The organism is Butyrivibrio sp. AE2005, from assembly GCF_000686965.1.
In the GTDB taxonomy this organism is placed as follows: Bacteria; Bacillota; Clostridia; order Lachnospirales; family Lachnospiraceae; genus Butyrivibrio; species Butyrivibrio hungatei_A.
On the sequence record NZ_JMMD01000002.1, the window covers coordinates 13684 to 38138 of the forward strand.

Sequence of the window (24455 nt, forward strand, 5' to 3'; positions counted from 1 at the left end):
GAACAGTAATCAATTTAGCGCGATAAAGTTAATATATCATATTTGACCTTTAAATAGAATACGTTTATACTTTACTTTAGCACTTTAAAGCGGAGGATTTCTTATGCCAATTACGGATTTATTGGAACGAAACAGCAAATTGTATGGGGATGAAGTTGCTCTTGTTGAGATCAATCCGGAGATTAAAGAAGAGCAGAGGGTTACGTGGAGAGAATATGAGCTTATTCAGCCGACTTCCACAGCATATTACAGAAGACAGATCACATGGTCGGTTTTTGATGAGAAAGCAAACAGAGTTGCAAACATGCTCATCGAAAGGGGTATAAAAAAAGGCCAGAAGTGTGCGATTCTTCTTATGAACTGCCTTGAATGGTTACCTATTTATTTCGGAATTTTAAAAGCGGGAGCTATAGCGGTTCCTCTTAACTTCAGATTTGATGCTGAAGAAATTGATTATTGTCTTAACGCATCCGATTCGGATGTTTTATTCTACGGACCTGAGTTTATCGGACGTATTGAGGATATCGCAGAGAAGATAAAGAAGGAGACACTTCTTTTCTTTGTGGGAGACCAGTGTCCTTCTTATGCGGAAGACTACTACAGACAGGTTTCCAACAGTTCTTCGGTTGCGCCGAGAGTTCTTATTGAGGATAAGGATGATGCGGCAATCTATTTTTCATCGGGAACAACCGGATTTCCCAAAGCTATTTTACATATTCACACTGCACTTATGCAGTCTGCCAAGATGGAGGCAATTCATCACGAAACTACACATGAGGACAATTTCCTTTGCATTCCTCCTTTGTATCACACGGGAGCCAAGATGCACTGGTTTGGATCTCTTTATACAGGTAGCAGAGCGGTTCTTTTGAAAGGAAATTCACCTGAATCGATATTCAGAGCCGTTTCGGAAGAAAGATGTACGATAGTATGGCTTCTTGTTCCGTGGGCGCAGGATATTCTGGCAGCGCTTGATTCGGGAAAACTCAAGATAGAAGACTATCATTTAAAACAGTGGAGACTTATGCATATCGGTGCTCAGCCGATTCCGCCGAGTCTCATAAAGAGATGGCTTAAATATTTCCCGCATCACAAGTATGACACAAACTACGGCCTTTCGGAGTCAACGGGCCCCGGCTGCGTGCATCTGGGACTTGAGAATGTTGAGAAAGTCGGCGCCATCGGAATTCCCGGATACGGCTGGAAGACAAAGATTGTCGATGAAAACGGCAAGACCGTTGATCAGGGCGAAATTGGGGAACTCTGCGTAAAAGGCCCGGGAGTAATGGTCGAGTATTACAAGAACCCCGAGGCGACGGCCGAAATATTAAAAGACGGCTGGTTATTTACCGGAGATATGGCTCGTCAGGACGAAGATGGATTCATATTTCTTGTAGATAGAAAAAAAGATGTTATAATTTCAGGTGGAGAAAATCTTTATCCGGTTCAGATAGAGAGTTTTTTAATGAAAAATGACAAGATACATGATGCTGCAGTTATAGGACTTCAGGATGACAGACTCGGCGAGATCGCAGCTGCCATTATCCAGGTAAAAGAGGGAATGACTTTAACTGAGGATGATGTCGATCGTTTCTGTATGGATCTTCCGAGATACAAGAGGCCGAGAAAGATTATTTTTGCCGACGTACTTAGGAATCCTACGGGAAAAATTGACAAACCGAAGCTCCGTGAAATATACTGCGGAGAACATCTTGTTGAACGTCAGAATAAATCTTGATGCTCACAAGCTGTCAGGGGAAAAATCCGACAGAAATTGCGGAGTATGAAAAAGGGAATGTTATGGAAAAGTATGTAATTACCGGAATGAGTTGTGCTGCATGCCAGGTGCGTGTGGAGAAAGCAGTTAATTCTCTCAAAGGAGTGACGGAGTGTACTGTTAATCTTCTTACCAATTCAATGACGGTTGAGGGAAATGTTCTTACCTCAGACATTATCAAGGCTGTTGAGGATGCCGGATACGGCGCAACGCTACTTGATGAAGAGAGTCAAAAAAACGAGGAGGAAGAGGCACTTAAAGACAAAGAAACTCCTATTCTTAAACGAAGACTGCTTTATTCGGTCGGATTTCTGCTCGTTCTTATATATTTCTCCATGGGACATAAGATTTTTGGGTTCCCGCTTCCGCCGTTTTTGGACGGAAATGTTATTGCAATCGGAATAATTCAGATGATCTTATGCATTGTCATAATGATCATAAACAGAAATTTCTTTATAAGCGGATTCAGAGGGCTGATGCATAAGTCGCCCAATATGGACACTCTTGTGGCCCTCGGAAGTTCGGCTTCTTTTGTGTACAGTGCGTTTGCGCTGGCTATTATGATGATCTCAAAAGCTAACGGAGCTCCCGAAAAAACAAATCTGTTCTATGATGAGCTTTATTTTGAGTCGGCTGCCATGATACTTACTTTTATAACGGTAGGTAAGATGCTCGAAGCAAGAAGCAAGGGCAAAACGACAACAGCCATTAAGAGTCTTATGAAGCTTGTATCAAAGACGGCGACTGTGATAGATGAAAACGGAGCTGAAAAAGAAGTTCCGATCGAGCAGGTCAAAGTTGAAGATATATTTGTTGTTAAGGCAGGGGAGAGGATCCCTGTCGACGGTGTTATTGTCGAAGGTAGCAGCGCGATTGATGAATCATCTCTTACGGGAGAAAGTATTCCGGTTGATAAGAATGTCGGAGAAGATGTATTTGCTGCAACAATAAATTCATCCGGTTATCTTAAATGTAAGGCTACAAGAGTAGGAAAAGATACAACTCTTTCACAGATCATCACAATGGTAAGTGATGCGGCCGCAACGAAAGCTCCTATTGCAAAGCTTGCGGACAAAGTATCCGGCGTTTTTGTTCCTGTAGTTATGTGTATAGCCCTGGTTACAATAATGTCATGGCTTATAGTGGGAGCAAGTTTTGGTTATGCGCTTGCCAGAGGAGTTGCGGTACTTGTAATAAGCTGCCCGTGTGCACTTGGTCTTGCGACTCCGGTTGCGGTAATGGTCGGAAACGGTGTCGGAGCAAAGAACGGCATTCTTTTTAAAACTGCCGCAACACTTGAAAATGCAGGTAAATGTAATATCGTGATCCTTGATAAAACAGGAACCATCACAAAGGGTGAACCTGTTGTTACCGATGTATTTCTGGCTGAAGCAATCACTGAGAGCGGTTACTCGGCAGAAAAAAATCTTAACGCTGAGCTTGAGTTTGTCAGACTTGCAGGAATACTTGAGTCAAAAAGCAATCATCCTCTTGCAAGGGCGGTGGCAACTCATGCTGTAAATCTCTGTGCGGATATGGATGTTCCCGTGGATGATTTCAGCGAGATCTCGGGTAACGGACTTGAGGGAACTATTGAAGGTGCCGTAATCAGATGCGGTAATCTTGATTTTATTTCCAAATATGCGAACATTCCCGAGGAAGTTTCAAAGAGAGCATATGGATTGTCCATCAGAGGAAAGACACCGCTGTTTTTTGCAAAAGATAATATTTTTGTGGGAATCATTGCAGTTGCGGATACAATCAAAGATGACTCGGCTCAGGCAATCGAAGAGCTCAAGAATATGGGCATACGAGTTGTCATGATGACGGGTGACAATGAAAATACTGCGCGAGCAATCGCTGCAAAAGCAGGTATCAACGAGGTTTACGCAGGCGTCCTTCCGGGTGGCAAAAAAGATATTGCCGATGAACTCATGAAACAGGGAAAAGTTGTTATGGTCGGCGACGGAATTAACGACGCTCCGGCACTTACGGCTGCGGATGTCGGAATTGCCATCGGCGCGGGAACTGATGTTGCCGTAGATGCTGCAGATATCGTTCTTATGAGAAACAGTCTTCTTGATGTTTCCGGTGCGATAAGATTGTCAAAAGGAACTCTTGCAAATATACGTAGGAATCTTTTCTGGGCATTTATTTATAATGTGATAGGTATACCGATCGCAGCGGGCTGCTTTATAGAACTTTTCGGTCTTAAATTAAGTCCTATGTTCGGAGCCGCCGCAATGAGTTTATCAAGCTTCTTTGTTGTTACGAATGCTCTCGGGCTTAATCTCTTTGATATCCGTGATGCGTCAAAGGATAAGAAGATGTACAACAAGATTAAAAAACATAAAACTGATGATGAGGATGATGATTCTGATAATGAGATAATTGTTTCGTCACTTTCAAAAACGGAGGAAATCAATATGACAAAGACACTTAGTATTGAAGGTATGATGTGCGGTCACTGCGAGAATACTGTTAAGGCGGCTCTTGAAGCTGTTGAAGGTGTTACCGAAGCGGTTGTAAGTCACGAGAAAAACAACGCGGTCGTGACACTTAATCTTGAGGTTTCGGATGATATACTCAAGAAGGCAGTTGAAGAGAAAGATTATAAGGTTATTGAGATAAAATAATAGATATTTGAATGGGTAAAATATGTAGTGTTTGTGCGGGTGCAACGTGATGTTGCACCCTCTTTTTGCTTGCAAAATGCCATAATAGATGTCGTAATAAATGGCGTAATAGAAGATTGGATTGCAAGAGAAAATTGTTAGCTTTTCCAAAACTTGATGATTCAAGATTGGATAATCATGATAAATCAATTATAATAAAATTCGTTGAACAAATTATTGGAGAGGATGATAGATAAGTGGGAAAAAATATTAAGATAAAATACTTTAATGATAAGCTTGAAAAGCTTACATATATCGATGGAAAGTCAGATTGGATCGATCTTAGGAGCGCCGAAGATGTGGACCTTAAGGAAGGCGAGTTCCATCTTGTGCCACTCGGGGTTGCGATGGAGATTCCTGAAGGCTATGAAGCGCATATCGTTCCGAGAAGTTCTACTTTCAAGAACTTTGGTGTTGTGCAGACCAATCACATGGGTGTTGTCGATCATTCATACTGCGGGGATAACGATCAGTGGTTTATGCCTGTAATTGCAATGAGAGATACACATATCGGATTCAATGACAGAATTTGTCAGTTCAGGATCATGGAGAATCAGCCCGCGATCGTATTTGATGAGTGTGAGCATCTTGAAGGCGCCGACAGAGGCGGATTTGGATCAACGGGTAAGAATTGATATCGGAAACTTGGATATAACATGTTGCGAGCAATATGCAGCTTGGTATTGAAAAAAAGATATTGTATGCTAAAATTATAAATCGTTTGAAAACATAAGATGCATTCTTGAACTTCATGTTCAAGAATGTTAAAACATATATAAAATAATAATCGAGGTAAAAAATGGCAAAGATTCGTACAAGATATGCACCGAGCCCAACAGGCCGTATGCACGTCGGAAACTTAAGAACAGCTCTTTATGCTTATCTTATTACAAAGCATGAGGGCGGCGATTATATTCTAAGAATTGAAGATACAGACCAGGAGCGTTTTGTTGAAGGCGCTACGGAGATTATCTATAGAACTCTCAAGGAAACGGGACTTATCCATGATGAAGGTCCGGATGTGGGCGGAGAAGTAGGCCCTTACGTTCAGAGTGAGAGACAGAAAGCCGGTATATACATGACTTATGCAAAAGAGCTTGTAGAGAAAGGAGAGGCATATTATTGCTTCTGCGATCAGGAGAGACTTGCTTCACTTGTTCAGGTTGTTGAAGGTAAAGAAATCAGTGTTTATGACAAGCATTGTCTTTCTCTTTCAAAGGAAGAAGTTGAGAAGAATCTTGCTGAGGGAAAGCCTTTTGTTATAAGACAGAACAATCCGACAGAAGGAACAACAACTTTCCATGACGAGCTCTACGGAGATGTAACAGTTGATAACAAAGAACTCGACGATATGATCCTTATTAAGTCTGACGGATATCCGACTTACAATTTTGCTAACGTTGTTGACGACCATCTCATGGGAATCACTCATGTTGTAAGAGGTAATGAGTATATTTCATCATCACCTAAGTACAACAGACTTTATGATGCATTTGGATGGGAGGTTCCCAAGTACATACATTGTCCTCTTATCACTGATGAGGAGCACAAAAAGCTCTCTAAGAGAAGCGGACATTCTTCATTTGAAGATCTTATCGAGCAGGGATTCCTTCCGGAGGCAGTTGTAAACTTCGTTGCACTCCTTGGCTGGTCTCCCGATGATAACAATGAGATTATGAGCCTTCAGGAGCTTATTGAGAAATTTGATTATAAGCGTATCAATAAGTCACCTGCCGTATTTGACTATACCAAGCTGAAATGGATGAATGGCGAGTATCTTAAGAAGATGGACGAGGACAAGTTCTTTGAGACAGCCAAGTCCTATATCGTCGATGCTCTTAAGGAAGAGGGCGACAGCGTGATTTCTTCCGATGATAACAAGCTTAAGAAGATTTCAAATATGGTAAAGACTCGTATTGAGATCTGGCCTGACATTGCCGATATGGTCAAGTTCTTTGCAAAGCTTCCCGAGTATGATACGGCTATCTATACTCACAAGAAGATGAAGACCAACGAAGAGACATCACTTAAGGTGTTAAAAGAGGTACTTCCCATTCTTGAAGCACACGATGATTATACAAATGATGCTCTTTACGCACTTCTTTCCGATTACATCAAGGCTAATGAGTACAAGAACGGTTTTGTTCTCTGGCCTGTAAGAATCGCTGTTTCGGGAAAAGAGATGACTCCTTGCGGAGCTACCGAGCTTATGGAGGTCATAGGCAAAGAAGAGACAATCAGCAGAATTAAAAAAGGAATTGAATTACTTGAGAAATAATAACGTTTACCCATCTTTGGTTGACGTTAAAGTAAATGCCGCTCAAGAGGAAGCAATAACTCATAAAGACGGCCCTGCAATGGTACTTGCGGGGCCGGGAAGCGGCAAAACTTTTGTGATAGTTCAAAGGCTTAAGTTTTTAATCGAAGAATACGATGTTCCTCCTTCTTCGATTCTTGTTATAACGTTTACCAAAGCTGCTGCCATTGAGATGCAGCAAAGATTTTTAAAAATCACGGATAGTTCATATCCTGAGGTTTCGTTCGGAACCTTCCATTCACTTTTTTACAACATACTAAGAGAAAACAGTAAATCGGCCGGCTTCTACAACAAAATTGAGATAGCGGACGAGCTTTTTAAATACAAGCTGGTAAAAGATATTCTCATTAATGCGCTCAAAAACAGCAGGGAGAATTTGAATAAGCTTTCTATCCTTGATGAAAATGAGATTGTAAAAGATATTACGTCTGAGATTTCAAGGATAAAAAACGCGGGACTCTCGCCTGATTCCGTCTCGGATTCTGTTCCGTATAAAGATTATTTCAAGGTGATATTTGAAAAATATAATAACAGTCTAAAATCCTTTGGGAAAATCGATTTCGACGATATGTCTCTTATATGTGCGCAGATTTTTGAGAGCAGAAAAGAAATTGCACAACTTTATAAAGAAAGATATAAGTACATCCTTATTGATGAATATCAGGATATCAATGAGATGCAGCAAAAAAATATCGAGTCGATCCTGAACGGGGATCAAAATCTTTTTGTTGTAGGGGATGACGATCAGGCAATATACGGATTTCGAGGCGCAAAACCCGGAATAATGATGGAGTTTGAAAAGCGCATGAAAAGAGAGGTTCATATAGTAAATCTTTCCGTAAATTACAGGTGTGGCAAGTCTATTTTGGATAATGCGAGTTTGGTCATAGCTGAAAATAAGATGCGATTTAAGAAGAAAATCGTATCCGGAACAGGAACAAACGGATATGTCATAGCAAGAAGATACAGGACAAAAGAAGAACAATATGAAGCGATGAGCGTGTTTCTTAGCGGACAGAGTAAATTAAATGACATCGGTATCTTATGCAGGACCAATTCGGAGTGTAAGACGATTGCGTCATTTTTAAAACAAAAAGGCATAAAGAGCAACATCGAAAACACGGATGATATGGCGCTCTATGACGATGAGGGAGTTATTCTGTGTGTCTGTTATCTTTCTTTTGCGTGCATCGAAAGCTCGAGGGCGCTCTTTTATAAGATTATGAACAAGCCTCTTCGCTATATATCAAGAGAAAGCGCTATGAAGGAAATAGTCAGGAAAGAAGATGTCTTAGCTTTTTATCAAGGAAACAGGGACAGAAGTAAGGTTGTAAATAAGCTGTTTCATGAGATTTCGATGATATCAAAGATGCGACCGGCGTTGTCTGTCAGGTTTATCAGGAAAGAGATCGGGTTAGATAAGCTTTATCCAAACAGTAAAAAGAAATTGGATTTGTTTGAAGATATGGCCAAAAAATATGCAGATACAAAAGCTTTTATAAAGTCTTTTGACGAAGAAAAAGAAAATTATGCTGTTCAAAATAAAAGAAATTCAAAGCATAGTAAAACAGAAGATACGGTAAATATAATTACGCTACATAGCTCAAAAGGTCTTGAGTATAAATGTGTTTGGATTCCTGATCTTAACGAAGGAATAATCCCATCGCGAAGCGCCGTATCCGAATCAGGGAAAGAGGAAGAACGACGCATGCTCTATGTGGGAATGACCAGAGCTAAAGAGGCTTTGATAATGTCTTATGTATGTGGCACAAAAGAAAATGCCATGCTTCCTTCGAGGTTCCTTCGACCAATTAGAAAACTCTGGGAAAAGGAACCTAAAAAGTGATATTATTTAAGGAGAATATAAATGATAAAAAATGAAAAAATAGATGACGGAAATCATTTAAATAAGCGGCAAAACAGTTATGAAGTAAGTAGGATTATCGATAATCTTACACTTTTTGATGATGACATGATGTCATTGGTGTTTGATAAGAATATACCTGCAACAGAGCTTGTACTAAGGATTATATTAAAACGTGATATTATAGTAAAAAGCGTTGAAGGACAAGAAGAATATAAGAATCCACTTGTCGGTGGAAGAGACATTACTCTTGATATTCATGCAATTGATATTGATGGGGAAGAGATTGACATTGAAGTACAAGGAAATTCTGAAGGAGCACATGTCAGACGGGCCCGATTTCACAGTGCTATGATGGATTCTAGGATGCTTCGGGAAAAAGATGCATTTAATAAAATTAAAGATTCTTATGTGATATTTATTTATAAGCATGATAAATTCAGAAAAGGATTGCCTGTATACAGAGCCGATAGAACTGTTTTGGAAACAGGAGAACCATTAAATGATGGCTCGCATATTATATATGTCAACGGAAAGTACAGAGGAAATGATGATATCGGGAAATTGATGCAAGATTTTAATTCGAGCAACTCTAATGAGATGCATTATAAAGAATTGGCTGATAGCGTTCATCATTTCAAGGAAACAAGGAAAGGTCGTATTATTATGTGTGAAGCAGTGAAGAAATATGCAGAAGAGTGTAAAATCGAAGATAAGGCAATGACAACTCTTAATCTTATGAAGAATATGAAATGGACATTAGAGGAAACATTGGACAATATGGGAGTTTCGGATAAAAAAGAACGTGATGTTATAGCCAAGTTGCTTCAAGAATAAGGATATTTGGGGTATAAAAAACAGCAGATTATGTAAAAATCTGCTGCCTTTAAAAGGGTTAACATTCATATCAATTCTGATACCGATTCTCTTACAGATCTTCAGCATCTTCCTCGGGAATCTCAACAATTTCATCAAATTCAACATCGTCGAGATAGAGGTTGAAAGCCTCGGCAACGGCATCGTACTCGGCGTCGTCTTCGATATAGCCAAGTTCAGGCTCTTCATCCTCACCTTTGTAGATGAATTCGTAGAACCATACGTTTCCGTCGTTGTTCTGACCGTTTTTATCAAGCGGAAGAAGAACAATGTAATCTTTTGAATTAACTGTAAGAACTATGATGATCGCACAGGTAACAACTTTGTTGTCATCAAGTTCGATGTCAACGGTCATCTGCTCGTCATTTTCAATTCTGGTATTCATTTCTGTTGCTACTTTGGAAAATTCCATAAAAATCCTCCTGAAAATCTTTTTCAATGGTTATCATGATTATAGCATACTTCGTGCACATAAAGACATTATGTGTTAAAATATTAGGGCTTATGTTGTTTGATACAATAAACAGTAACTTTGAGCACAAATTTCGGAGAGATTATGACTTCAGCGTACAAGATTACTGATGAAAAGCCTTATCCATTGGGCTGCTATATTGACTATGATAAGAGCCTGGTTGTCAGAGCTGTATTTGACGGTGGTTCTAAGCGTGGTATCACGCTTTACCGAGGCGAAAAAGGCGAGGACGACGGTTTTGTCATTGAGCTCCCTACGGAATGTAAGCGCGGGAATATTTATTCTGCGAGAATTTCCGGAATAAAGGATGTGGACGGATTTACGCAGTACAATCTTTTTGAAGATGAGGATTATTTTTGCGATCCGTATGCAAAGCTTGTCATAGGACTTGATAAATTTGGCGAGGAAGTCGAAGATTCCGCTATCAGAGCCAAACTTGACAATAAATCACTCAGATCCGATTCATCTACTTGCTTTGACTGGGAAGGTAGTTCTTCTCCGCAGACCCCGTATGAGGACAGCTTCGTTTATCTGATGCATGTAAGAGGCTTTACGAAGAGTTCTTCGAGTGGGCTTCCGGCTGATATCAGAGGTACGTTTTCGGGAATAATCGCAAAGCTTGATTATCTTAAATCTCTTGGCGTGACTTGCATTGAGCTTATGCCTATATACGAGATGAATGAACTTCAGGATTCCGAGAAGAGAGGCAAAGTTCGCAGTGCCATTAAGGGTTCGAAAGCACTTAAGGGAAGCGATGTTATTTTTTCCAGAAACGGAAGTATTACAAACAAGGGAAGCCTTGATCATAAGGTTAATTTCTGGGGATACAAAAAAGGTTATTACTTTGCTCCCAGGACTTCTTATTGTGTGGATCCCGCAAATGCCGAGGATGAAGTGAAGAACTTTATCAAGACTATGCATGAGAACGGCATTGAAGTAGTCCTTCAGTTTTATTTTGAAGAGGATGAGAGCGAGAGTATAATAATCGATGCGCTCAGGTACTGGAGATGTACGTACAGAGTGGATGGCTTCCATGTCAAAGGAGCCCGTCTTCCTATGCGGAACATCACAAAAGATCCGCTTTTTGCCGATGTAAAGATCTGGCATGAGTGGTTTGACTATGGTGATATATACGGCGGAAAGCCTGTTAAAAAGCGTTTTCTTGCCGAATATAACAATACATTTTTGAATTCTTCGAGAAAATTCTTAAAAAGTGATGACAATACCGCGGGAGATTTCCTTAAGGTAATGATCGCCAACGGATGCGACCACGGTGTGATCAATTATATTTGCAACTACGAAGGATTCAGGCTCGCCGATCTTGTTTCTTTTGAACACAAAAGAAATGAAGAAAACGGCGAAAATAATAAAGACGGTACAGACGAGAACTACAGCTGGAACTGCGGAATCGAGGGAAGAACCAGAAAAAAAGGCATTCTTGATCTTAGAAACAGGCAGATAAAGAATATTTTATCCATGCTCTTTTTGGCACAGGGAACTCCCATGATATTCAGCGGAGATGAGTTTGGTAACTCTCAGGGCGGCAACAACAATCCGTATTGTCAGGACAATGATATCGGATGGGTTGACTGGAAGGCGCTTGATAAGAACGAGGATCTTCTTGAATATGTCAAATTTCTCGTAAATATGAGAAGAGAGCATATTATGTTCAGAGAGCCGGCTCCGTTTAAGCTGATGGATTATATTTCATGCGGTTATCCTGATTTTTCTTGTCACGGGAGAGATGCATGGAGACCTGATTTTACGGCGCAGAGTCATGTTTTGGGACTTCTTTATTGCGGGCTTTATGATAAAAAAGCGGAAGATAAGCCATTTGTATATGTGTGTTACAATATGTGCTGGAATAAATCGGAAATAGCTCTTCCGAAACTTCCGGACGGAAATTCGTGGAAGCTTATATCAGATACCGCATGTGCGGAAGTGAACACTGATTCCGATAACAATTATGTCGTAAAAAATAAAAATGAGTCAGATAAAAAAGCCTTGGATAATGACAAAGTGACGCTTACAGAGCGTTCTGTCAGAATATATAAGAGCTTTAAAGATAGAAAAGATAATAAAAGGAAAAGTAGTAAAAAGAAATGAACAAACCGGACGTTATTGAAAAATTTTTAAGATATGTAAAGGTTGATACCCAGTCAGATTCTGATTCGGGTACGTCTCCTTCTACCATGAAGCAGCATGACCTTGCGAAAATCTTAAGAGATGAACTTTTCGAGATAGGAGCTTCCGACGTATATTATGATGAAGATCATTGCTATGTTTATGCGTCTATTCCTTCGAATATCGATGATGGAAAAAAGAGATACAAGATGGGCTTTGTTGCTCACATGGATACTTCCGATGAAGTTAGCGGAAAAGATGTAAAGCCCAGAATAATAGATAATTACGAGGGTACGGACATATGCCTTTCAAAGGACGGGAAGGTTGTTCTTTCACCAAAGGATTTCCCCGAGCTTTTAAATCATGTCGGTGAAGATCTTATCGTTACAGACGGAACGACACTTCTCGGAGCAGATGATAAGGCCGGTGTTTCGGAAATTATGACAATGGCGGAAACTCTTTTGTCCAATCCCGAAATTAAGCACGGTGATATTAGGATCGCGTTTACTCCCGATGAAGAGATCGGCGAGGGAACAGCTCATTTTGATCTGAAGAGATTTGGTGCAGACTTTGCATATACCGTTGACGGCGGAAAGCTCGGAGAGCTCGAATACGAGAACTTTAATGCTGCGGAAGGAACTATAAAGGTTCACGGAAGAAGCGTTCATCCGGGTGATGCCAAGAATAAGATGATAAATGCGGCTCTTATCTGCTATGAGTTCCATTCAATGCTTCCTGTATTCCAGAATCCCATGTATACGGAGAAAAGAGAGGGATTTTTCCACCTTACAAACGTAAACGGCGGAACAGAGAGTGCAGAGGCAACATATATCATAAGAGATCACAATGAGAAGCTTTTTAACAGCAAGAAAAAGCTCTTTTACGATGCTGCGGAGTATCTTAACAAGAAGTACGGTATTGGAACGGTTGAAGTTAATATAAGAGACCAGTACTTCAATATGCTCGAGAAGATCCGTCCGCACATGCATCTTGTCGAAAATGCTAAGAAGGTAATGATCGGACTTGCGATCACACCGATCGACTCACCTATAAGAGGCGGTACAGACGGTGCTTCGCTTTCATATAAGGGACTTCCCTGCCCGAACCTTTGTACGGGTGGCTACAACTATCATGGCAAGTATGAGTATGCTTCTATACAGGAGATGCGCAAGGTTGTAGATATCCTTTTGGGAATTGTAAAAGTATACGGAGAAGATTTTTAATGGCTAGTGAAAAAGCAAATAATATCAGTATATTAAACGCCAACAGGCAGGACGTTGCCGATGAGGAGAGCGTCAGACAGCTTGAATATATTGAAAAAGCCAAAGCTCAGGTTTCTTTTATGGAAAAAGAGCTTGGAAGAAAGCTTAAGGCATGTGTTGTTACTTTCGGATGTCAGATGAACGCGAGGGATTCCGAGAAACTTCTTGCGACACTTAAGCTTGTCGGATATGAAGAAACAGAATCGGAAGATGCCGATTTTGTAATCTATAACACATGTACCGTTCGCGATAACGCCGACCAGAGAGTTCTTGGAAGACTCGGTCAGTGCAGTAATTTTAAGAAGAGCAATCCTTATATGAAGATTGCGATCTGCGGATGCATGATGCAGGAGAAAACAGCCGTTGATAAGATTAAAAAGAGCTACAGATTCGTCGATCTTATTTTCGGAACACATAACATTTATAAATTTGCGGAGCTTTTGTACCAATCACTTAACTCTGACAAGATGATAATCGATATCTGGAAAGAGACTGACAAGATTGTCGAGGATCTTCCGGTTCTTCGTAAGTATTCATTTAAGTCGGGCGTAAATATTATGTTTGGCTGCAATAATTTCTGCACTTATTGTATTGTTCCTTACGTCAGAGGACGAGAGAGAAGCAGAAGCCCCAAGGACATAATCAGAGAGTGCGAAAAGCTTGCAAAAGACGGCGTTAAAGAGATCATGCTTCTGGGACAGAACGTCAACTCATACGGAAATGATTTTGAGGACGGAAATCCGGATAAGATTTCTTTTGCGGAGCTGATTGACGAAGTCACTAAGGTTGAAGGTATAGAGAGAGTAAGGTTTATGACTCCTCATCCTAAGGACTTTTCAGATGAGCTTATAGATGTTATTGCAAATAATAAAAAAATAGCAAGACATATTCATCTTCCTCTTCAGTCGGGAAATACCGAGATTTTGAGGAGAATGAACAGAAAATATACCAAGGAAGATTTCCTTAATCTTGTAAATAAGATAAGGGCTAAACTTCCCGATGTTGCGATCACAACGGATATTATCGTAGGTTTCCCCGGTGAGACCAAAGAGGACGTTGATGATACTATCGATGTTGTGAAGAAATCAGCCTTTGACAACGCATTTACCTTTATCTATTCAAAGAGGTCCGGAACACCTGCCGCAACTTTTGAAGATCAGGTACCGGAAGACGTTGTTAAAGAAAATTTCGACAGGCTTCTTAAAGTCGTTCAGGATACGGCGAAAGAGCAGTCTCTTAAATACAAGGGACAGGTTCAGGAAGTGCTTGTTGAAAGCGTAAACGATCATGATGATTCTCTTATGACGGGAAGAATGTCAAACAATACACTTGTACATTTCCCCGGTAGCGAGGAACTTATCGGTCAAATGGTCAAAGTAAAGATTACTGATTGTCACGGCTTTTATTTCTTTGGGGAGAAAGCATAATAACGGAGGAATTATACGTGGAGAGTACCACGACGTATGAGAATGTAGACATAGAAAAAGTATCACCCATGATGCAGCATTATCTTCAGACAAAGAATGAGTACAAAGACTGCGTTTTGTTTTACAGACTGGGGGATTTTTACGAACTGTTTTTTGACGATGCGAAGACTGTTTCAAAAGAGCTTGAACTTACCCTTACGGGGAAGGCGTGCGGACTTGAAGAGAGAGCGCCTATGTGCGGAGTTCCTTTTCATGCGGTTGATACTTATCTTACAAGACTTGTTTCAAAGGGATACAAGGTTGCAATATGTGAACAGACCGAGGATCCAAAGCAGGCAAAAGGCATCGTAAAAAGAGATGTGACAAGGATAGTTACACCCGGAACGAATCTCAATATGCAGGCTCTTGAGGAAACCAAAAACAACTACCTCATGTGCGTGTTTTATGATTCGGAATGCATTGGAATCTCTGTTGCGGATGTTACTACGGGTGATTATTATCTCACGGAAGTTTCAAGCATCAAGGAAGCTTGCGACGAGATTGGAAAGTACATGCCTTCTGAGCTTATCTGCAATGAGGCTTTTACTTTTTCAGGTGTTTCAACCGATGATCTTAAGAACAGACTCGGAGTATATATAAATCCTCTTGATGCAAGATATTACGATGAGGAAAATTGTAAAAAGACACTGATAACGCACTTTAAAGTCAAGTCGCTAATAGGTCTCGGACTTGATGATTTCGGAAACGGAATAGTGGCTGCCGGAGCTCTTTTGCAGTATCTCATCGATATGCAGAAGACAGAGATAGCGAATATCACTCATATTTACCCTTATCTTACAAGTAAGTTCATGCTTCTTGATTCATCTACAAGGCGAAATCTTGAACTTGTTGAGACGATGAGGGATAAGCAGAAGAGAGGAACGCTCCTGTGGGTTCTTGATAAGACCAAAACAGCTATGGGTGCGAGAACGCTTCGAAGCTTTATAGAACAACCTCTGATCGAGAAAGATGATATTCTTTTAAGACAGGGTGCGGTCGAAAAGCTTGTAAAGAATGTGGTCACAAGGGAAGAAATACGTGAGTATCTTAATCCCGTATACGATCTTGAAAGACTTATGTCAAAGATCGTGTTTAAGACTGCAAATCCAAGAGATCTTCTTGCTTTCAGGAATTCAATCAGGATGATTCCGGCGATAAAGACATCTCTTATTGATGTTAAGGATGATCCGGAGCTTTCTTCACTTGAGGAGAGACTCGATCCTTTGAGAGATATTTATGACCTTATCGATATGGCTATCGTTGAGGAGCCTCCGCTTACGATAAAAGAAAGCGGAATCATAAAGGATGGTTTCGACAAAGATATCGATACATTCAGAGAAGCCGGAACCAACGGAAAAAGTTGGCTTGCACAGCTTGAGGATGAAGAAAAGGAAAAGACGGGGATAAAAAATCTTAAGATCAAATACAGCAATGTGTTTGGTTATTCCTTTGAGGTTACCAATTCATTCAAAGACAAAGTCCCCGATTATTTCATCAGAAAACAGACTCTTACAAACTGCGAGAGATATACAACTCCCAAGTTGAAAGAGCTTGAAGATACAATATTAAACGCTCAGGATAAGCTCAATAATCTTGAGTATGAGATGTTCTGCAAGATAAGAGATTCCATCGCTCTTGAGATAGACAGAATACAGGGCACGGCTAAAGCACTTGCGCTTCTTGATGTATATGCTTCGCTTGCGTATGTTGCCGAAAAGAATCATTATGTTAAACCCTCAATAAACGAAAAGGGCGTATTTAACATAAAGAACGGAAGACATCCGGTTGTTGAGCTTATGCTTGATTCTTCCGATATGTTTATCTCAAACGATACATTTCTGGATAACAAAAAGCACTGCATCTCAATTATCACAGGTCCCAATATGGCGGGTAAATCGACATATATGAGACAGACGGCACTTATTTCACTGATGATGCAGATAGGAAGTTTTGTACCTGCAGAGAAAGCTGATATATGTGTCGTTGACAGGATATTTACAAGAGTCGGTGCTTCCGATGACCTTGGCAGCGGTCAGTCTACATTCATGGTTGAAATGAACGAAGTTGCTAATATATTACGTAATGCGACTTCAAATTCTCTTTTGATACTGGATGAGATAGGAAGAGGAACATCGACATATGACGGCCTTGCCATTGCCTGGGCTGTTACGGAGCATATCAGTAACAGAAAGATACTTGGCGCCAAGACTTTGTTTGCTACGCATTATCACGAGCTTACAGAGCTTGAGGGCAAGATGGACAATGTAAATAACTACTGTATTGCCGTTAAAGAAAACGGTGATGATATTGTTTTTCTAAGGAAAATCGTAAAGGGAGGCGCCGACAAGAGCTATGGTATTCAGGTTGCTAAGCTTGCGGGCGTTCCCGATATGGTCATCGACAGGGCCAAGGAGATTGTTGCTGAACTTACCGACAATGATATTACCGATAAAGTCCAGAGTATTGCAAAGGACAATAAGAGTGATAAAAAGGTCAAAGTTAAGCATTATGACGACGTTGATATGGATCAGATGTCACTGTTTGATACTGTAACCGATGAAGATGTGCTTAAGAGATTGCAGGAAATCGATATTACAACTCTTACGCCCATGGACGCTCTGAATACTTTGTACAAGCTTCAGAGTGATTTGAAAAACAGGTGGAAAAACTAAATGGCATTCATTAACGAACTCGACAAAAATACCATAGACCAGATTGCTGCAGGAGAAGTTGTTGAGAGACCTGCGAGTGTCGTAAAAGAACTTGTTGAAAACGCGATCGATTCAGGTGCTACCGCAATCACTGTTGAGATAAAAGGTGGCGGTATAGATATGATACGTGTCACCGATAACGGTTCCGGAATTGAAAAGACCGAGATAAGGAAAGCGTTTAAAAGACATGCTACAAGTAAGCTTAAGTCTATCGAGGATCTTTTTACGATTCATTCGCTTGGATTCAGAGGAGAGGCTTTATCAAGTATTTCTTCCGTTGCCCAGGTTGATCTGATCACAAAGACAAGAGACGATCTTGTCGGAATCAGATACAGTATAAGCGGCGGTGAGGAAGTATGCTTTGAAGAGATTGGAGCTCCTGACGGAACTTCTCTTATCGTAAGAAATCTCTTTTTCAATACTCCTGCGAGAAAAAAGTTTCTTAAGACTCCTCAGACTGAGGCAAGTTATATAGGTGATGTCATGGAGCATCTTGCTCTTGATAATCCTACAATATCATTCCACTACATAAACAACAGGGATGATAAATTCAATACTTCCGGAAACGGAGATCTTAAAGAGATCATCTACAGGATTTACGGAAGAGATGTTTCACTTAACCTCGTTCCCATTAATATCACGGAAAAAGGCGTGACTATTGAGGGGTATCTTGGTGAGCCTTCCATAAACAGGTCAAACAGGAATTTTGAGATCTTTTTTGTAAACGGAAGATATGTAAAAGATAAGATTATTTCCAAGGCGCTGGAAGAGGGATACAAGCAGTATCTTATGATGCACAAGTTCCCGTTTGCCGTTCTTCACATAAGAATGGATCCCGCGATGGTAGATGTAAATGTGCATCCCGCAAAACTTGAAGTCAGATTCGACAATCAGACTGCGCTTTATGAGCTTATCCGTTCAAATGTTGAGAATACGCTCAGAAATCGTGAGATGATTCCCGATGCGGTTCTTGACGATAACAAGAAGAAAAAGCCGGAGACTAATGCAGTCGAGCCCGTGAATATAATTAAGGCCGACAATGAAATTGCTCCCGAGCCAAAGAGCGTTGATGTATTCTTCGATGATGAAGCGGAAGATAAAGTTAAAAAAGCCGCTCCTGCCGTAAAAGAGAATGAGGCTACGAAAAAGAAAACCGCTCCGGAACCGTTTGAAAAGCAGAGATTCGAGGAGAATCTTGTAAAAGAAGAAACTCCTATCTACTCAAAAGATGCAAGCGGCGAAAAGGTTAAAATAAGTGATAACAACAAATCTGCCGTTTGGACAAGGATTTTTGGCGATCTTGAGGGAAAACAGGCTGAAAAAACAGAACATCCTTCACCTATAATTAAGCCTTCGGAAGCTATTATAGTTGAAAAGCCCGTACAGCTGGATCTCTTTGAAGAGAAAGTTCTGAGCAAAGAGAATGTCAAAGAGTATGAGATTCTTGGTCAGATATTCGGAACATACTGGATCATCGGTTACAAAGATAAGATGCTTCTTGTGGATCAGCATGCTGCGCATGAGAAAGTAAACTACGAGCGCATGATAAAGAGATACAAATCAGGCGAAATGCTTTCACAGATGGTAAATCCGCCTGTTATCGTAACTTTGGCTTCTGCTGAGGAGGAACTTTTCCTTCGCTACAGGCAGTATTTTGAAAAGATAGGCTTTAACATCGAGAACTTTGGCGGACATGAATATGCGATGAGAGCTATTCCGGTGGATCTTTTTGGATGTGATGATGAGAAGGATCTCTTTATCAAAATCCTTGATGAACTGTCGCACGAGACAAATCTTGACAGGACACCGGATGTGATAAATTATAAGATCGCGAGCATGGCCTGTAAGGCTTCTGTTAAGGGAAATACCAAGATGACCAAGGAAGAGATGGAAGCTCTTTTGGACGAACTTCTTACTCTTGATAATCCTTATAATTGCCCTCACGGAAGACCTACGATCATATCGATGACAAAGTATGAAATTGATAAAAAGTTTAAACGAGTTGTGGAATGAATAAACAAAAGCTGATTGTTTTAACGGGGCCCACTGCGGTGGGAAAATCCAAATTATCAATAGAGCTTGCCGGAAAGATAGGCGGAGAGATAATCTCCGCTGATTCTATGCAGGTCTATAAATATATGAATATCGGCACGGACAAGATTTCCAAAGAAAAAATGGGTGGTATCCCTCATCATCTGATCGACTTTCTTGACCCGAAAGAGGACTTTAACGTCTTTATGTTTCAGAAACTTGTGAAAGATGCCATTACGGATATTTCATCAAGAGGGAAAGTGCCGATACTTGTCGGCGGAACAGGATTTTATATTCAGGCGGTTCTTTATGATATTGATTTTACCGAGACGGATGAAGATAATACCATAAGACATGAACTTGAAGAAAGAGTCAGAAAAGAAGGCACTTCCGGTATTTATGAGGAACTAAAAAGTGTCGATCCCGAGTCAGCTCTTTTGATACATGAAAATAATTCAAAGAGGGTTATACGTGCTCTTGAATATTATAAAAAGACCGGCAGGAAGATATCCGAGCACAACAAGGAGCAGAGCGAAAAAGTTTCGCCTTATGATTTTTACTACTTTGTGCTTACGGATGACAGGGAAGTTCTTTATTCAAGAATTGATAAAAGAGTTGATGCCATGATAGAAGAAGGTCTTGTCGATGAAGTTAAAGAACTTCGAAAAATGGATATTCCAAAGACCGCAACTTCAATGCAAAGCCTTGGATACAGAGAGATATTCGGCTATCTTGACGGCGAATACGACCTTGAAAGAGCGATATATCTGATAAAGAGAAACACAAGGCATTTTGCGAAGAGGCAGCTCACATGGTTTCGAAGAGAAAAGGAAGTTAGCTGGATAGACAAATCGGCATTTAACAGAGACGATAATCTCGTTTTGGAAGAAATACTAAGGATATATGAAAATGAGTGAATTAAATCAGACAATAGACAAGTTATATGATGAGTTCGGTATCTCCGAGAAGGTGCACAGATTCGGAGAGATAATAATCGAGGAGCTTTCCGAGAGATTTAAGAAGATTGACGAGACTGCTGAGTATAATCAGCTCAAGGTTCTTAAAGCTATGCAGGACAATAAGGTAAGTGAAGCATGTCTTATGGGAACAACGGGCTACGGATACAACGATATCGGAAGGGAAAAGCTGGAAGCTGTTTATGCATCAGTGTTTCACACCGAGGATGCGCTTGTTCGTCCGCAGATAACATGCGGAACTCATGCGCTTGCACTTGCTCTTATGAGTAATTTAAGACCCGGTGACATGCTTTTTTCTCCTGTAGGAAAGCCTTACGATACACTTGAAGAAGTTATCGGAATAAGAGAATCAAAGGGCTCTCTTGCAGAGTATGGAATCACATATTCACAGGTGGATCTTCTTTCTGACGGAAGTTTTGATTATGACAATATCAAAAAGGTTCTTGAAGAGAACGAGAACATAAAACTTGTTACCATACAGAGGTCAAAGGGATATCAGACAAGACCGACTCTTTCCGTATCGAGAATAGGAGAGCTTATTGCATTTATTAAGGGCATAAAGAGTGATGTTATATGCATGGTAGATAACTGCTACGGAGAATTCGTCGAGAGAATCGAACCTACAGATGTAGGCGCCGATATGGTTGTCGGATCTCTCATAAAGAATCCCGGAGGCGGACTTGCTCCGATCGGTGGTTATATTGCGGGCAAAAAAGAATGCGTCGAGAATGCGGCATTCAGGCTCACTTCCCCCGGACTTGGAAAAGAAGTTGGCGCTTCACTCGGAATACTTCCTTCTTTCTATCAGGGACTTTTCCTTGCACCTACAGTAACTGCAAGTGCGCTTAAAGGTGCAATATTTGCTGCCAATATTTATGAAAAATTCGGATTTTCCGTTTGTCCGGACAGCAAGGAAGAAAGACATGACATCATACAGGCTGTCACATTCGGAAAGCCTGAGGGTGTTATAGAATTTTGTAAAGGTGTTCAGGCTGCGGCTCCCGTTGATTCATTTGTAACTCCTGAGCCATGGGATATGCCGGGATATGATTCACAGGTAATAATGGCTGCAGGTGCCTTTGTTTCGGGCTCTTCAATAGAGCTTTCGGCTGACGGTCCCATCAAGGAACCTTACTCTGTATTCTTCCAGGGAGGCCTTACATGGCCGCACGCCAAGATTGGCATACTAAAGACTTTGCAAAATCTTGTAGATGCAGGCCTTATCTTGTGCTAAACTAATAGCTGTATGATTTTGATTCATTCTGATCGCCCGGAAAGCTTGTATCAGGAGGAATCACATGAAGCAATCAGATATCTCTTTTAAAGAGCACAGAACATATGAGGACCAGCTTCCCTATGAGCGCTTTTTAAAGTCAGGTCCGGAAAGTCTGACCGATGCCGAACTTCTTGCAATTATAATTCGAACAGGAAGCAGCAGTGCATCTCCGGTTGATATAGCAAAGAAAGTTATGGCAATGGGTAGAGGAAAGGAGAAAGGACTTAACAGTCTTTTCTGTGTTTCTGTTGAAGAACTTATGAAAGTTCATGGCATAGGAGAAGTCAAGGCGGTCAAACTTAAATGTATTGCTGAGCTTGCAAAGAGAATGTCTTGCCAGAAAGCGGATATCGGCCTTTTATGCAACGATCCGTCTATGGTTGCAAATTATTTTATGGAAAAGCTAAGGCATGAAGAATCCGAGAGGGTCTTTTTGCTTTGTCTTAACAACAGATTAAAGCTTGTCCAAGAAGTTCTTTTGTCCATGGGGACTGTCAATTCAGCCTCATTATCACCGAGAGATGTTTTTATTCACGCTCTTAGAACGGGAGCTTCAAATCTGATATTGGTGCACAATCATCCGGGCGGAGATCCGTCTCCGAGTAAATCGGATGTTCTTATTACCAATAAGATCAGGGAATCAGGGGCAATGCTTGATATCATTTTAAGGGATCATATTATTATAGGAGATCGCTCATATTACAGCTTTGAAGAAAAAGGGCTGTTATGGCAATAAGGAGGACGTTTTGAGTAACATATTTGGAATCGATCTTGGAACCAGCAACATTAAGATTTATAACAGAGATGAGGATGGACTTTTCGTTGAGAAGAACATGATTGCCATCGAAAACAAGACAAGAGTTTTTGCTTATGGTAATTCTGCATACGAGATGTACGAGAAAGCTCCCGATAAGATTCAGATAACATATCCTCTTAGCAGTGGTGTTATTGCTGATATCGAACACATGGAAGCTCTTGTAAAGCTGTTTTTGACAGATCAGATGAAGGGTTCCGTTAAGCCTTGCGAAGTTTATATTGCAGTTCCCAAGGATGTTACGGAAGTAGAGAGACGTGCTTTCCACGATCTTATAAATGATGCCGGAATTAAAGCCAAGAAGATCATGATGGTTAAGAAGCCTCTGGCTGACGGACTCGGAATGAATGTTGACGTTATGAATTCACAGGGTGTACTTGTTGTTGACGTTGGATATGATACAACTGAGATCTCAATCCTTTCACTCAGAGGAATCGTTGTCAGCAAACTTATCAAAGTCGGCGGAAAGAAGTTTGACGAGGCTATCAGAACCGTTATTCGTAAGGAATTCGGTCTTCTTATCGGTGAAAAAACATCGGAAACTGTAAAAATGTCACTTAAGGACCTTGAAAAAGAGGGTAAGGATGCGGTTGTTTACGGAAGAGACATCGTAACAGGTCTTCCCGTAGAGAGAATGATCCCTACAGATCTTCTCAATCAGGCTCTTATCGAAAGCTTTGACGCAATCCTTGATAATATTAAAGCTACACTTGAGAGAACTCCTCCGGAGCTTGCAGCAGATATCTTCAAACACGGACTTTACCTTACAGGTGGTGCTTCTCAGATCTGCCACCTTGCACAGAGACTTTCAAACGGTGTAGGCCTTAATGTTAATCTTGCCGAGAACCCGATTGGTTCTGTTGCCCTTGGTCTTTCTAAGATTATTAAAGATGACCAGTACAAGGTTCTTGCTTATGGAATCGAAGAGGATAAATAATGAGCCCTGTTATTAGGAGAAACGGAGAAGAGTTTACTGTCCCCAGTAAATATCTTCTCTCTATTTTAACTGCATTATGTATTGTTCTTATGTTGATAACTTTTAACGCAGACAAGATCAATGCAGGTCCGCTTGAAGGACCCATAAATGCTTTTGCGAGTGTCTTTATGATGCCGCTTCAAAGAGGTATCACGACTGTCGGAACCAAGATTAAAAATACCGCCGACAGATTGTCTGAAATCTCAAGACTTCTTGACGAGAACGAGAGACTTAAAGCAAAAGTAGATGAGCTTACAATTGAAAACAGCAAGTTGCAGCAGGATAAATACGAGCTTATAGAATTTCGTGAGCTTAAAGAGCTTGATGATCAGTATAATTTTGATACTGTTGCTGCAAAGGTTGTGTCTAAAGAGCCCGGTAAATGGTATGACTCCTTTATTATCAACAAGGGAGAAGATGATGGGCTTGAAGTTGATATGAATATTCTTGCCGACGGTGGTCTTGTAGGACGTATTATCAAATTGGGGCCGGATTGGGCTCAGGTTCGTGCAATCATTTCTGACGATAATAATGTTACCGGAACAGTTTTAGCCTTGAAGAAAAATCTTAATGTTTCCGGTAGCCTTAAAGAGTATGATCTTAGCGGAAATATTACTTTTTCAAGATTTAAAGACGATAAAGTTGCGCGTGGAGATTCTGTGGTTACATCCTCTATCAGTGAAAAATATATTCCCGGTGTTCTGATCGGATATATTTCGGAAATAGAGAATGAACCCGACAATACCAAAAAAGGAACAATTACGCCCGCTGTTGATTTTGAGCATTTGGACATAGTGCTTGTTGTCAAGAATCCCAAACCTTTTAAACAAAAATAAA

The 24455-nt window shown here is 40.6% G+C and carries 17 protein-coding genes; 16 read left to right on the forward strand and 1 reads right to left on the reverse strand.

Annotation, left to right across the window (positions count from 1 at the left end; genetic code table 11):
- The first annotated feature begins 103 nt into the window (after nt 1-103).
- From DL92_RS0102110 to DL92_RS17995, 6 genes are all read left to right on the forward strand, one after another.
- On the forward strand, nt 104-1738 hold the full coding sequence (locus DL92_RS0102110; RefSeq protein WP_026654904.1) for a class I adenylate-forming enzyme family protein: 1635 nt from the start codon (nt 104-106) through the stop codon (nt 1736-1738).
- A gap of 62 nt (nt 1739-1800) precedes the next feature.
- On the forward strand, nt 1801-4413 hold the full coding sequence (locus tag DL92_RS0102115) for a heavy metal translocating P-type ATPase (protein WP_026666755.1): 2613 nt from the start codon (nt 1801-1803) through the stop codon (nt 4411-4413).
- 236 nt (nt 4414-4649) lie between these two features.
- Nucleotides 4650-5087, forward strand: a complete 438-nt coding sequence (locus DL92_RS0102120) for a dUTP diphosphatase (protein ID WP_026666756.1) — start codon at nt 4650-4652, stop codon at nt 5085-5087.
- A gap of 164 nt (nt 5088-5251) precedes the next feature.
- A complete protein-coding gene (gene gltX / locus DL92_RS0102125; protein ID WP_026666757.1) occupies nt 5252-6730 on the forward strand; it encodes a glutamate--tRNA ligase in 1479 nt (492 codons plus the stop codon).
- A complete protein-coding gene (locus DL92_RS0102130) occupies nt 6720-8615 on the forward strand; it encodes an ATP-dependent helicase (RefSeq protein WP_026666758.1) in 1896 nt (631 codons plus the stop codon). Before gltX ends, DL92_RS0102130 begins: the two co-directional genes overlap by 11 nt.
- A 21-nt stretch (nt 8616-8636) precedes the next feature.
- On the forward strand, nt 8637-9470 hold the full coding sequence (locus DL92_RS17995; protein ID WP_081670524.1) for a PD-(D/E)XK nuclease family transposase: 834 nt from the start codon (nt 8637-8639) through the stop codon (nt 9468-9470).
- A gap of 91 nt (nt 9471-9561) precedes the next feature.
- Here DL92_RS17995 and DL92_RS0102140 read toward each other — a convergent pair whose 3' ends face one another.
- Entirely contained in the window at nt 9562-9921 is a 360-nt protein-coding gene (locus DL92_RS0102140; RefSeq protein WP_051198964.1) for a DUF1292 domain-containing protein, read from the reverse strand.
- 144 nt (nt 9922-10065) lie between these two features.
- Between DL92_RS0102140 and DL92_RS0102145 the strand changes: the two genes are divergently transcribed.
- The 10 genes from DL92_RS0102145 to mreC all read left to right on the forward strand — a co-directional run bounded on the left by DL92_RS0102145 (nt 10066) and on the right by mreC (nt 24454).
- Nucleotides 10066-12087, forward strand: a complete 2022-nt coding sequence (locus tag DL92_RS0102145) for an alpha-amylase family glycosyl hydrolase (protein WP_026666759.1) — start codon at nt 10066-10068, stop codon at nt 12085-12087.
- Nucleotides 12084-13328: a peptidase T gene (gene pepT / locus DL92_RS0102150; RefSeq protein WP_026666760.1), complete on the forward strand. Its 1245-nt coding sequence runs from the start codon at nt 12084-12086 to the stop codon at nt 13326-13328. The genes DL92_RS0102145 and pepT overlap by 4 nt, the downstream gene beginning before the upstream one ends.
- Nucleotides 13328-14794: a tRNA (N6-isopentenyl adenosine(37)-C2)-methylthiotransferase MiaB gene (miaB, locus tag DL92_RS0102155; RefSeq protein WP_026666761.1), complete on the forward strand. Its 1467-nt coding sequence runs from the start codon at nt 13328-13330 to the stop codon at nt 14792-14794. Before pepT ends, miaB begins: the two co-directional genes overlap by 1 nt.
- Before the next feature lie 68 nt (nt 14795-14862).
- Nucleotides 14863-17505, forward strand: coding sequence for a DNA mismatch repair protein MutS (gene mutS, locus DL92_RS0102160; RefSeq protein WP_034462312.1), 2643 nt, complete (start codon nt 14863-14865; stop codon nt 17503-17505).
- Entirely contained in the window at nt 17506-19557 is a 2052-nt protein-coding gene (gene mutL, locus DL92_RS0102165) for a DNA mismatch repair endonuclease MutL (protein ID WP_026666762.1), read from the forward strand.
- Nucleotides 19554-20492 (forward strand): tRNA (adenosine(37)-N6)-dimethylallyltransferase MiaA, encoded by a 939-nt coding sequence (gene miaA, locus DL92_RS0102170; protein ID WP_026666763.1) that lies wholly within the window; start codon nt 19554-19556, stop codon nt 20490-20492. Before mutL ends, miaA begins: the two co-directional genes overlap by 4 nt.
- Nucleotides 20485-21786, forward strand: a complete 1302-nt coding sequence (locus DL92_RS0102175; protein WP_026666764.1) for a methionine gamma-lyase family protein — start codon at nt 20485-20487, stop codon at nt 21784-21786. Before miaA ends, DL92_RS0102175 begins: the two co-directional genes overlap by 8 nt.
- Before the next feature lie 64 nt (nt 21787-21850).
- Nucleotides 21851-22564: a RadC family protein gene (gene radC / locus DL92_RS0102180; protein ID WP_026666765.1), complete on the forward strand. Its 714-nt coding sequence runs from the start codon at nt 21851-21853 to the stop codon at nt 22562-22564.
- Between the two features lie 10 nt (nt 22565-22574).
- A complete protein-coding gene (locus DL92_RS0102185; RefSeq protein ID WP_026666766.1) occupies nt 22575-23579 on the forward strand; it encodes a rod shape-determining protein in 1005 nt (334 codons plus the stop codon).
- Nucleotides 23579-24454: a rod shape-determining protein MreC gene (mreC, locus tag DL92_RS0102190; RefSeq protein ID WP_026666767.1), complete on the forward strand. Its 876-nt coding sequence runs from the start codon at nt 23579-23581 to the stop codon at nt 24452-24454. The genes DL92_RS0102185 and mreC overlap by 1 nt, the downstream gene beginning before the upstream one ends.
- Nucleotide 24455: the final 1 nt, after the last annotated feature.